General features: G+C 64.1%; 11 protein-coding genes. 6 read left to right on the top strand and 5 right to left on the bottom strand.

Annotation, left to right across the window (positions count from 1 at the left end):
* Position 1: 1 nt before the first annotated feature.
* Positions 2–574 (bottom strand): nucleotide exchange factor GrpE, encoded by a 573-nt coding sequence (grpE, locus tag ACODS5_RS12945; protein WP_256660263.1) that lies wholly within the window; start codon positions 572–574, stop codon positions 2–4.
* Between the two features lie 164 nt (positions 575–738).
* On the opposite strand from grpE, the gene recN reads away from it, so the two are divergent.
* Positions 739–2,412 (top strand): DNA repair protein RecN, encoded by a 1,674-nt coding sequence (gene recN / locus ACODS5_RS12940; RefSeq protein WP_134691589.1) that lies wholly within the window; start codon positions 739–741, stop codon positions 2,410–2,412.
* A 22-nt stretch (positions 2,413–2,434) separates the two neighbouring features.
* On the opposite strand, the gene ACODS5_RS12935 is transcribed toward recN, so the two are convergent.
* Entirely contained in the window at positions 2,435–3,211 is a 777-nt protein-coding gene (locus ACODS5_RS12935; RefSeq protein WP_489108866.1) for a ferredoxin--NADP reductase, read from the bottom strand.
* Positions 3,212–3,414: 203 nt separating this feature from the next.
* Here ACODS5_RS12935 and ACODS5_RS12930 point away from each other — a divergent pair, with 203 nt between their 5' ends.
* Together ACODS5_RS12930 and ACODS5_RS12925 are read left to right on the top strand one after the other, a co-directional pair.
* Entirely contained in the window at positions 3,415–4,188 is a 774-nt protein-coding gene (locus ACODS5_RS12930; protein ID WP_489108865.1) for an autoinducer binding domain-containing protein, read from the top strand.
* 63 nt (positions 4,189–4,251) lie between these two features.
* Positions 4,252–5,376, top strand: coding sequence for a methyltransferase (locus ACODS5_RS12925; RefSeq protein WP_134691592.1), 1,125 nt, complete (start codon positions 4,252–4,254; stop codon positions 5,374–5,376).
* A gap of 28 nt (positions 5,377–5,404) precedes the next feature.
* Here ACODS5_RS12925 and ACODS5_RS12920 read toward each other — a convergent pair whose 3' ends face one another.
* From ACODS5_RS12920 to ACODS5_RS12910, 3 genes are read right to left on the bottom strand one after another with little or no spacing between them, the layout of a single operon-like run.
* A complete protein-coding gene (locus tag ACODS5_RS12920; protein ID WP_134691593.1) occupies positions 5,405–5,545 on the bottom strand; it encodes a DUF2474 domain-containing protein in 141 nt (46 codons plus the stop codon).
* A gap of 12 nt (positions 5,546–5,557) precedes the next feature.
* A complete protein-coding gene (cydB, locus tag ACODS5_RS12915) occupies positions 5,558–6,565 on the bottom strand; it encodes a cytochrome d ubiquinol oxidase subunit II (protein WP_134691594.1) in 1,008 nt (335 codons plus the stop codon).
* A gap of 1 nt (position 6,566) precedes the next feature.
* A complete protein-coding gene (locus ACODS5_RS12910) occupies positions 6,567–8,003 on the bottom strand; it encodes a cytochrome ubiquinol oxidase subunit I (protein ID WP_134691595.1) in 1,437 nt (478 codons plus the stop codon).
* A gap of 341 nt (positions 8,004–8,344) precedes the next feature.
* Here ACODS5_RS12910 and ACODS5_RS12905 point away from each other — a divergent pair, with 341 nt between their 5' ends.
* From ACODS5_RS12905 to trmA, 3 genes are all read left to right on the top strand, one after another.
* Positions 8,345–9,565, top strand: coding sequence for an MFS transporter (locus ACODS5_RS12905; RefSeq protein WP_134691596.1), 1,221 nt, complete (start codon positions 8,345–8,347; stop codon positions 9,563–9,565).
* Between the two features lie 236 nt (positions 9,566–9,801).
* Positions 9,802–11,097 (top strand): NCS2 family permease, encoded by a 1,296-nt coding sequence (locus ACODS5_RS12900; RefSeq protein WP_134691597.1) that lies wholly within the window; start codon positions 9,802–9,804, stop codon positions 11,095–11,097.
* Positions 11,094–12,179: a tRNA (uridine(54)-C5)-methyltransferase TrmA gene (trmA, locus tag ACODS5_RS12895; protein WP_489108864.1), complete on the top strand. Its 1,086-nt coding sequence runs from the start codon at positions 11,094–11,096 to the stop codon at positions 12,177–12,179. The genes ACODS5_RS12900 and trmA overlap by 4 nt, the downstream gene beginning before the upstream one ends.
* Positions 12,180–12,185 lie beyond the last annotated feature (6 nt).

Below are 12,185 nucleotides of genomic sequence, written 5' to 3'. Positions count from 1 at the left end.
TTCAAGCCTTTTCGTTGATCGAAGGCTGCGGCGCGCTCGGGGCCTTGCTGACCACCACCATGGCGGGGCGCAGCAGGCGGCCGTTGAGCAGGTAGCCTTTCTGGAACACGTTCAGCACGCTGTTCGGCTCGGCACTGTCGCTTTCCTGCATGGCCATCGCCTGGTGGTGCTCGGCGTTGAACGGCTGGCCGAGCGGATCGACGGCTTCGAGGTTGTAGCGCTTGAGGGTGTCCTGGAACATCTTCAGGGTCAGCTCGACGCCCTCGCGGATCTTCTTGACGTTCTCGTCTTCGGCGCTGGAGTGCGCCAAAGCCAGCTCCAGGCTGTCGATCACCGGCAGCAGGTCGGAAGAGAACTTCTCCAGGGCGAACTTGTGCGCCTTCTCGACATCCTGCTCGGCACGGCGGCGCACGTTCTGCAGATCGGCGGCAACGCGCAGGGATTGATCCTTGGCGGCGGCCAGCTGCTCCTCGAGCTCCAGAACGCGCGCGTCAGTGGTTGCTGCACCGGCTTCTTCGGAATTCAGGTTCTTCTCATCCAGCTGTTCGTCAGCCATCGGGTTTCTCCTTCGCAATTTCTGTTGTGCGAGCCATGCTCGCCTTGTCTTGCCAGCTATATGGGGCCGGAAAAACCGGCTTCAAGGGGCAATGTGCTTTTCCACATTCATCAGGCTGCTATTGGCAGACCAGCAAAAAGCACTGTATAAATATCCAGACAAGACCCTTCGGGAGCCGCCCCATGCTGGTGCACCTGTCCATCCATAACTACGCCATCGTCGAACACCTCGACCTCGAGATCGCCCGCGGCATGTCCGTCATCACTGGCGAGACCGGGGCTGGCAAATCGATCATGCTCGACGCCCTGGGCCTGGCCCTGGGCGACCGCGCCGACAGCGGCGTGGTGCGCCCAGGCACCGACAAGGCCGATATCCTCGCCACCTTCGACCTGGTCGACATCCCCGAGGCCCATGCCTGGCTCGCCGAGCGCGACCTGGAAAGCGACGGCCCGTGCATCCTGCGCCGGGTGATCACCGCCGAAGGCCGCAGCCGCGGCTACATCAACGGCACGCCCTGCCCGCTTGGCGATCTCAAGGCGCTGGGCGAACTGCTGATCGACATTCACAGCCAGCATGAACACCAGTCGCTGCTGAAAACCGACACCCACCGCCGCCTGGTGGACGAATACGCTGGCGCCATCGACCTGGCCCGCCAGGTGCAACTGGCCGCCAAGCGCTGGAACCAGACACACCAGGAGCTGGAGCACCTGCGCAACTCCGGAGACGAGCAGCGCGCACGCCACCAGTTGCTCAGCTACCAGTTGGAGGAGCTGGACAATCTCGGCCTTGGCGAGCACGAACTCGAGCAACTCGAGCAAGAGCACAAGAACCTGACCAATGCCGAAGCCCTGTTCGGCATCTGCCGCCAGGTGATCGACCAATGCAGCGAAAGTGACTCTGGCAATGTGCTCAGCGCCCTGACCGTCAGCCTCAACCGCCTCACGGCCGTAGCCAACGCGCCCAAGGCCCTCGGCGAAGCAGTCAGCCTGATCGCCAGCGCGCAGATTCAGGTGGAAGAGGCCGTGGGCGAGCTCAACCGCTTCCTCGACCACTTCGATGCCGACCCCATGCGCCTGCAGGACCTCGAGGAACGCCTCGACACCATCTACACCCTCGCCCGCAAGCACCGCGTGCACCCAACCGAACTGCCGCACCTGCAACAGCGCCTGATGGAGGAACTGGAAAGCCTTAACGCCAGCGACGAGTCGCTCGAGCGACTGGGCGAGGAGCTGGCGGCCTTCGCCCAGCACTATAAAGACAAGGCCAGCGAACTCAGCGCCCTGCGCCAGCAGGCGGCCAAGCAACTGGCCACGGCGGTGGAGCAGGAGATTCAGCGCCTGGGCATGCCCGGCGGGCGCTTCTGCATCGAACTCACGCCCTTCGACAATGGCGACCTTTCACCTCACGGCCTGGAGCAAATCGAGCTGCTGGTCAGCGCCAACCCCGGCCAGCCGCTCAAGGGGCTGGCCAAGGTCGCCTCGGGGGGCGAGCTGTCCCGCATCAGCTTGGCGATCCAGGTGATCACCGCCCAGACCTCACGCATCCCCACCCTGGTGTTCGACGAAGTGGACGTGGGCATTGGCGGCCCTACGGCCGAGATCGTCGGGCAACTGCTGCGCCGCCTCGGCGAACGCGGCCAGGTGCTGACCGTGACCCACCTGCCGCAAGTGGCGGCGCAAGGGCACCACCACCTGTTCGTGCACAAGGTGCGCAACAGCGACACCACCCATACCGCTGTCGCCAGCCTGGGCAAGCGCGAGCGCGTGGAGGAAGTCGCGCGGATGCTGGGCGGAATCGACCTGACCAAGGAGTCCCTGGCCCATGCGCGCAAGATGGTGGTCAGCAGCAAGGCATGAAGCTTGTGCAGGCGCCGGTGGTTTACCAGTAGTTCTCCACCGCCACTTGCCCCGGCCGCTTGCTCAGGCTCAACTGTAGATCGCGTGCCTTGAGCACTTTGCGTGTCTCGTCGATCATCTCGGGGTTACCACAGAGCATGATCCGCGAATGCTCCGGCGACAGCGCCAACCCCGCCGCCTGTTCCAGCTCGCCGTTCTCGATCAGCGTGGTGATGCGCGCATTCAACGCCCCCGGATGCCGCTCGCGAGTGACCACCGGTATGAACTGCAGCTTGCCGGCGAACTCGGCCAGGTACTCGCGCTGCTCCAGCCCGGAGATTTCGTCGACATACGCCAGTTCCTGCGCCTCGCGCACCGAGTACACCAGCTTGATGTTGTCGAACCGCTCCCAGGCCTCGAAGTCCTGGAGGATCGACATAAAGGGCGCGATGCCAGTGCCGGTGGCCAGTAACCACAGGTCGCGTCCGCCGACGAAGCGGTCCAGGGTCAGGTAACCGAAGGCCTGTCGATCGATCAACAGGGTGTCCCCCTCGCCTAAACGGCTCAACTCACTGGTGAACTCGCCGCCCGGCACGACGATGGAGAAAAAATCGAGGTATTCGTCATGGGGGGCGCTAACCATGGAGTACGCCCGCCAGACCACGCTGCCATCGGCCTTGGTCACGCCCAACCGGGCGAACTGCCCCGCACGAAAGCGAAAGCCCGGGTCGCGCGTTACGCGCAAGGAAAACAGGTTGGGGGTCAACGGCTGCACGTCGAGCAGGGTCTGGCGGGTGAACTTGTCGGCGCTTGCGGTCATGACGGGCTCCAGGAATCAGATGCGCCCAGTGTCGCGCAAAGCGTCAAGGATAAACACCGTCGGATTGTAGGGCATCCGTAAAAGCTGACATGAAGACACGATGAAAACGCGGCACCTATAACAAAAAAAACCAGCACAGGACGGGAAGTTTTCCTACACTCGACCCGTATTGCTGAACAATGGATCCACGTGGAGCGTTACCGATGTCGATGCCAGAATGGACGCCTGAGCACTTCGATCTAGTTCTGAAGCAGGGCGGCCCTCGCGCCCTGATCAGCCACGCTCAATCGCTGATAGCACCGGCAGGCCTGGATTGCCTAAGCGTCACACTGCGCGTGCGCGCAGCGGGCCACAAAGTGCACTTTTATCATCACAGCAGTTTTGCACTTGCCTGGGACCAGCGATACATAGCTGACAAACTCTTTGACTTCGATCCATCAATATCAAAAAGCCATTACCATGATAGTCATTGTCATGAAGAGCTTCCACTTGTCTGGCACAGCCGTCTGTTCGATGAAGCCATGCCCCTGTGCGAGACAGCGGCCGAGTTTGGTATTTCCTTCTCCTATGGTTGGAGTCAATCGATATTTGATGCCCGGCAGAACTCGACCGTTGTGAACGTATTCCGCAGCCATGGCCCTATCAGCACCGAAGAGCTCTATGAGCATGAGGCTCGGGTGTTACTGCTTGGCAACAGACTCCATGCCGCGCTTTACAACTACCACCTGCCCCATATCTGCTCTCCCGCGCCGGCACCCACCCTGAGCGCACGTGAGCTTGAGGTGATCAGGACCTATGACGAGCTTTCGAGCGCCAAGCGGGTGGCCAAAGCCCTGTCGATGTCGGTCAGCACGGTTAACTTCCATATGGGTAACGTGCGCAAGAAGACCGGTGCCAAAACCAGCATGGCCGCGGCCAATCGCCTGCGCGACCACGATCTGCTGGAGCGTTCCCCTCCCCCCGGCAAAGGCCTGTAGAATCCTCTCCCCTCGAACCCGTCGCGCACCGTGCCGGGGAGATTCGCAGCCGAGCCCCACGTCATGCCCTTGTTCAACAGCCCCTTCGCCGACCTCGACCTGATCCGCCAACCGGAGCAGGCCCACGACCCCCTGTTGGCGTTCGATGCCGCCGACCAGTACCTGCTGGAACACCTCGCGGCCCAGCAGCCTGGCGCCAACTGCCGGGTGCTGGTGCTCAACGACAGTTTCGGCGCCCTGGCCGCCAGCCTGGCCGGGCAAATGAAGGTGACCAGCAGCGGTGATTCGCACCTGGCGCGCATGGCCCTGGAAAAGAACCTGGCAGGCAACGGCCAAGCATACGATGCAGTGCCGTTCGTGCCGGCCAGCGATGCCTGGCACGGCCCTTTCGACCGCGTGCTGGTGCGCGTGCCCAAGACCCTGGCCTTGCTCGAGGAGCAACTGATCCGTCTGCAAGGCCACCTGGCGCCCGGCGCCCAGGTGATCGCCGGGGCCATGATCAAGCACCTGCCCCGCGCCGCGGGCGAGCTGATGGAAAAGTACATCGGCCCGGTGCAAGCCTCGCTGGCACAGAAGAAAGCCCGGCTGCTCACCGCAACCGTCGCCGAACGTCCACTGGCCCACTCCCCCTATCCAAGTCGTTACCGCCTGGATACCCCTGCCCTCGAGCTGATCAACCACGCCAACGTGTTCTGCCGCGAAGGTCTGGACATCGGTACCCGCGCCTTCCTCCCGCACCTGCCACGCGACCTCGGTCAAGCCCGGGTGGCCGACCTGGGCTGCGGCAATGGCGTGCTGGCGATCGCCAGCGCCTTGGCCAACCCGGATGCCCACTACACGCTGGTGGACGAGTCGTACATGGCGGCGCAGTCGGCCCGGGAAAACTGGCAGGTGGCGCTGGGCGCGCGTGCAGTCGAGATCCGCGCCGCCGATGGCCTGGCCGGGCAGGCAAGGCAATCGCTGGACGTGGTGCTGTGCAATCCACCGTTCCACCAGCAGCAAGTAGTCGGCGACTTCCTTGCCTGGCGCATGTTCCAGCAGGCCCGCGAGGCGCTGGAGGTGGGTGGCGCGCTGTATATAGTCGGCAACCGGCACCTGGGCTACCACAGCAAGCTGGCGCGGTTGTTCAGGGGCGTCGAGCAGGTGGCGGCGACGCCGAAGTTCGTGGTGCTGAAAGCGCGCAAATGAACGGGGCCGCTTTGCGGCCCCTGCCAACTTAATGGGTGCTCAACCCTGCAGCACTCATGAACATGCGCATCCCGTAGGCGACGATGCCCAGCGCCACGACGCTCAGCCCCCAGATCAGCACCAGCCAGCCCAGGCGCTGCCACAACGGTTTCTTCTGTTCCACAGTCATCGCTTGGCGCTCCTAGTGGTAGCCGTCTTCGTGGGTCACCTTGCCGCGGAACACGTAGTAGCTCCAGAAGGTGTAGCCCAGGATGAACGGCAGGATGAACAGCGTGCCCACCAGCATGAAGCCCTGGCTCTGCGGCGGCGCCGCAGCATCCCAGATGCTGATCGACGGCGGGATGATATTCGGCCACAAGCTGATGCCCAACCCGCTGTAGCCAAGGAAGATCAACACCAGGGTCAGCAGGAACGGTGTGTAGTGGGCATTGCGTTGCACCGCCCGAAGCAGGCCGTAGAAGGTCACCAGCACCAGGATCGGCACCGGCATGAACCACACCAGGTTGGGCATGCTGAACCAGCGCTCGGCGATCTGCGGATAGGCCAGCGGCGTCCACAGGCTGACGATACCGATCACCACCAGCAGCACCAGTGCCAATGGCCGCGCCACGTCATGCATCTTCTGCTGCAGCGGCCCCTCGGTTTTCATGATCAGCCAGGTGCAGCCCAACAAGGTGTAGGCGACGATCAGGCCCAAGCCGGAGAACACTGTGAATGGCGTCAGCCAGTCGAGGGTGCCGCCGGCGTACTTGCGGTCCACCACCTTGAAGCCCTCGATGAACGCCCCCAGCGCCACGCCCTGGAAGAAGGTCGCCACCAGCGAGCCCCAGATGAATGCCTTGTCCCAGATATGGCGCTTGTGCGCCCGCGCCTTGAAGCGGAACTCGAAGGCCACGCCACGGAAGATCAGCCCCACCAGCATCAGGATCAACGGCAGGTACAGCGCCTCGAGCACCACCGAGTAGGCCAGCGGGAAGGCGCCGAACAACGCCGCGCCGCCCAGCACCAGCCAGGTTTCGTTGCCGTCCCATACCGGGGCGACGGTGTTCATCATCACATCACGGTCACGCTCGTCCTTGACGAAGGGGAAGAGCATGCCGATACCCAGGTCGAAGCCGTCCATCACCACGTACATCATGACGCCGAAGATGATGATCACGGCCCAGATCAGCGGAAGATCGATACCCATCTCAGTTCCCCTTGTTCAGGCTGGCGGAGTCGGCCTCATGGCCGTCATCGGCTGCGGACAATGGCCGCGCCGGCGTGCGTTGCTGGCCTGGGCCACCGGGGTTGTGTTCATCGCCCTCACCGGTTTTCGGCCCTTTGCGCACCAGGCGCATCATGTAGCCGATGCCGGTACCGAACAGCGCAAAATAGACCACCACGAACATCACAAGGGTGAAGCCGAGTTGCGCATAGCTGTGGTTGGACACGCCATCGGCAGTACGCATCAGCCCGTAGACCACCCACGGCTGACGCCCGACCTCGGTGGTGAACCAGCCTGCGAGAATGGCGATCAGCCCCGAGGGGCCCATCCACAGGGTCAGGTAAAGGAAAGGCCGCGAGCTGTACAGCGTGCCACGCTTGCGCAGCCACAGGCTCCACAGGCCGACGAAGATCATCAGCATGCCCAGACCGACCATCACCCGGAACGACCAGAACACGATGGTCGAGTTAGGCCGGTCTTCTGCCGGGAACTCCTTCATCGCCGGAACCTGTTTATCCAGGCTGTGGGTGAGGATCAGGCTGCCCAGGGCCGGGATTTCGACCTTGAAGCGGGTGGTCTCGGCTTGCATGTCGGGGATGCCGAACAGGATCAGCGGGGTCGGCTCACCGGGTTTGTTCTCCCAGTGGCCCTCGATGGCGGCGATCTTCACCGGCTGGTGCTTCAGGGTATTGAGGCCATGGAAGTCACCGATCACAGCCTGGATCGGCGCCACTACCAGGGCCATCCACATGGCCATCGACAGCATCTTGCGCACTGCCGGGTTGTCGCGTCCGCGTAGCAGGTGCCAGGCCGCCGAGGCGCCGACGAAGAACGCGGTGGCGACAAACGCCGCGGTGGCCATGTGCATCAGGCGGTAGGGGAACGATGGGTTGAAGATCACGGCCAGCCAATCCACCGGGATGACCTGGCCGTTGACGATCTCGTAGCCCTGGGGGGTCTGCATCCAGCTGTTGGAAGCGAGGATCCAGAAGGTCGACACCAGTGTGCCAAGCGCCACCATGCAGGTGGCGAAGAAGTGCAGGCCACGCCCGACCCGGTGCCAGCCGAACAGCATCACGCCGAGGAAACCGGCTTCGAGGAAGAACGCCGTGAGCACCTCGTAGGTCAGCAGCGGGCCGGTGATAGAACCGGCAAAGTCGGAGAACTGGCTCCAGTTGGTACCGAACTGGTAGGCCATCACCAGGCCTGAGACCACGCCCATGCCGAAGTTGACGGCGAAGATCTTCGACCAGAAGTGGTAGAGGTCACGGTAGGTGTTGTCGCCGGTCTTCAGCCAAAGGCCTTCGAGGACCGCCAGGTAGCTCGCCAGGCCAATGGTGATGGCCGGGAACAGGATATGAAAGGACACGGTAAAGGCAAACTGGATTCGGGCGAGCTCTAGGGCTTCCAATCCGAACATGATGCTTCCTCTTCAGGTAATCCGGCGACCGGGCTCATGGCCTTGCCGCCCACTGCCCCCACGGGTATCGAGTGCGCCGCGTTGGAATTGTTCTGTTCGATCGCAGGGATTCCGGCCCAAAGGCCAATCGTTGCATCTGGAAGGATTGACCCAGATCAACGACTGTTTGGAAGCATAGTCCCGAATGACCCATTCGGATGTGTGGTTGATTGCCGCGTGACCTGTTGCCTCACCCTCTTTACCCGGGGCTCGCAGGCTGTCCCACCGCGCTTTCAGCAACCAAATGTTACAAACAGATGTTAAGCTGCTGCCCCCTCTAGTTCCGAGGTTGCAGGCCACCGATGTCCGATTCAGCCCCGCAATTACTGCGTCATCACCGCCCGTTCGTCGCGTTCTGGATGGCCCGGGTGTTCACCGCCAGCGGCTTCCAGATGCTCACCGTGGCCATCGGCTGGCACCTCTACCAGCTCACCGGCAACGTGCTCGACCTGGGCCTGGTGGGCCTGGTCGAATTTACCCCCCGGGTGTTGTTCATGCTGCATACCGGGCATGTCGCCGACCGCTACGACCGGCGCAAGGTCGCCGCCCTGTGCCAGACCCTGCAGGCGTTGATTGCCCTGGCGTTGGCCCTGGGCAGCGCCAGCGGCCATGTCACCCGCGAACTGATCTTCGTGCTGGCCTTCTTGCTCGGCAGCGCCCGATCGTTCGAGATGCCGGCCACCCAGGCGCTGCTGCCCAACGTGGTACCCGCAGGCCTGTTCCCACGGGCAGTGGCGGCATCCGCTTCGGCATCGCAGGCGGCGACCATCGTCGCCCCGGCCATCGGCGGCTTTCTCTACGCCTTCGGCAGCACCTGGGTGTACGGGCCGACCGTGGCGCTGTACGGCATCGCCTGCCTGCTGACCCTGAGCCTCGACGCCCGCCAGCAACTGGCGCAACGCGGCCGCGCCAATCTCGAGTCGCTGCTGGCCGGCATCCGCTTCATCCGCAGCCGCCCGGACATCTTCGGCGCCATCTCCCTGGACCTGTTCGCCGTGCTGCTGGGCGGCGCCACCGCGCTGCTGCCAGTGTTCGCCAAGGACATCCTGCTCACCGGCGCCTGGGGCCTGGGATTGTTGCGTTCGGCACCGGCCGTGGGCGCCTTGCTGATGTCGCTGTGGCTGGCGCGCTTCCCAGTGGAACGCAAGGTCGGGCTGATCATGTTCACTTCGGTGGGGGTGTTCGGCGTGGCGACCATCGCCTTCGGCCTGTCGACCTCGTTCTGGTTCTCCCTGGCGGTGCTGGTTGTGCTGGGCGCGGCGGACATGATCAGCATGGTCATTCGTGGTGCCTTCGTGCAGTTGGAGACCCCCGACGAAATGCGCGGCCGGGTAAGCGCGGTGAACGGGCTGTTCATCGGCGCCTCGAACCAGCTCGGCGAATTCGAGTCCGGGGTCACCGCCCACTGGTTTGGCACAGTGCCAGCGGTGGTGCTCGGCGGGGTCGGTACACTGGTAGTCACCGGGGTATGGATGAAGCTGTTCCCGACGCTGACTCACCGGGACCGTATGCACAACGGCTGACGCCCTTTCGCCGGCAAGCCGGCTCCTACAAGGCCCCGTAGGAGTCGGCTTGCCGGCGAACCAGGCCATTGCACCTGACTCGACCGACTGCCCCAATGGCCATAGGCCCCTGCCATGCATGCTGGTATGATGCGCGGCTTTTTTCCGCCCCACACAAAACCACGGCCCCCGGTACGGTCTGTGCTTTGCTGATGGGGTCGATACATTCACGGCGCGAGGGCGCCCTGGGAGCAGGCATGCTGGAAAGGCTGTTTCAACTAAAAGCACACAACACCAACGTGCGCACCGAGATTCTCGCGGGCGTCACCACCTTCCTGGCCATGGCCTACATCCTGTTCGTCAACCCGAGCATCCTCGGCGAGACCGGCATGGACAAGGGCGCGATCTTCGTCGCCACCTGCCTGGCCGCGGCCATCGGCTCGGTGACCATGGGCATCATCGCCAACTACCCGATCGCCCTGGCGCCGGGCATGGGCCTGAACGCGTTCTTCACCTATACCGTGGTCCTGCACATGGGCCACACCTGGCAGGTGGCGCTGGGCGCGGTGTTCCTCTCCGCGGTGCTGTTCTTCCTGCTGTCGATCTTCCGTATCCGCGAGTGGATCGTGAACAGCATCCCACTGCCGCTGCGCTCGGCCATCGCTGCCGGTATCGGCCTGTTCCTGGCGCTGATCGCCCTGCACAACGCGGGCATCGTCGTCGATAACCCGGCCACCTTGGTGGGCTTGGGCGACCTCAGCCAGCCGGCGCCGATCCTCGCCACCCTGGGCTTCTTCCTGATCGTCGCCCTCGAGTCGATGAAGGTCCGCGGCGCCGTGCTGATCGGCATCCTGGCCGTTACCCTGGCATCGATCGCGATGGGCGTCACGCCGTTCGGCGGCGTGGTCTCGATGCCGCCTTCACTGGCCCCGACCTTCCTCCAGTTGGACATCGCCGGTGCCCTGGACGTTGGCTTGATCAGCGTGATCTTTGCCTTCCTGTTCGTCGATCTGTTCGACAACTCCGGCACCCTGATCGGCGTGGCCAAGAGGGCCGGCCTGATGGGCAAGGACGGCCACATGCCGAAGATGGGCCGTGCCCTGATCGCCGACAGCACCGCCGCCATGGCCGGCTCCCTGCTGGGCACCTCGACCACCACCAGCTACATCGAATCGGCAGCCGGCGTCAGCGCCGGTGGCCGCACCGGCCTGACCGCCATCGTGGTCGCCGCGCTGTTCCTGCTGGCGCTGTTCTTCGCCCCGCTGGCCGGTAGCGTGCCAGCCTTCGCCACCGCCCCGGCGCTGCTGTTCGTCGCCGTGCTGATGGCCTCGGGCCTGGCCGAGATCAACTGGGACGACGTCACCGAGGCCGCGCCGGTGGTGGTGACCGCCCTGGCCATGCCGCTGACCTACTCGATCGCCAACGGCATCGCCTTCGGCTTCATCGCCTGGACCGCCATCAAGCTGATCTCCGGTCGTCATCGCGACCTGAACCCGGCCTTGGTGATCCTGTCCATCCTGTTCGTCATCAAGTTGGGCTGGTTCCCCGCATGAGTGCCGTCTTCGACCCCACGCAATACGGTGCCCAGCTGGCGGCCAAGGTCGCCCGCTTGCGCGAGCTGCTGGCGCCATTCGGCGCCCCGGAGCCGGCGGTATTCGACTCGCCGCGCGCGCACTACCGCCTGCGCGCCGAGTTCCGCCTGTGGCGCGAGGACGGCCAGCGCCACTACGCGATGTTCGCCCCGGGCGAGAAGCACAAGGCGATCCTGATCGATGATTTCCCCATCGCCAGCGAGCGCATCAACGAACTGATGCCGCGCCTGAAGGCTGCCTGGCAGGGTAACGAGGACCTGAACAACCGCCTGTTCCAGGTGGAGTTCCTCACCACCCTGGCGGGCGATGCGATGATCACCCTGTGCTATCACCGCCCGCTGGACGATGCCTGGGAGGCCGCCGCGCGGCAACTGGCCGGCGACCTGAACGTCAGCGTGATCGGCCGTTCCAAAGGCAAGCGCGTGGTGATCGGGCGTGACTACGCAGTCGAAAAGCTGGCGATCGCCGGGCGCACCTTCAGCTACCGCCAGCCCGAGGGCGCCTTCACCCAGCCCAACGGCGCGGTAAACCAGAAGATGCTCGGCTGGGCCTTCGAGGCCATGGACGCGCGTGACGACGACCTGCTGGAGCTGTACTGCGGCAACGGCAACTTCACCCTGCCGCTGGCCACCCGCGCCCGCCAGGTACTGGCGACCGAGATCAGCAAGACCTCGGTCAATGCCGCGCTGCACAACCTGGACGAGAACGGCGTCGACAACGTGCGCCTGGTGCGCCTGTCGGCCGAAGAGCTGACCCAGGCGCTGAACGAGGTCCGCCCGTTCCGCCGCCTGGAGGGTATCGACCTCAAGGCCTATGACTTCGGCACCGTGTTCGTCGACCCGCCCCGCGCCGGCATGGACCCGGACACCTGCGAGCTGACCCGGCGTTTCGAGCGCATCCTGTACATTTCGTGCAACCCCGAAACCCTGGCGCAGAACATCGCCCAGTTGCAGGATACCCACCGCATCGAACGTTGCGCCCTGTTCGACCAGTTCCCCTATACCCACCACATGGAAAGCGGGGTGCTGCTGGTTCGGCGCTGACCGCGA

Source organism: Pseudomonas sp. FG47, assembly GCF_057809115.1.
This window is presented reverse-complemented; position numbering and strand designations above follow the sequence as displayed.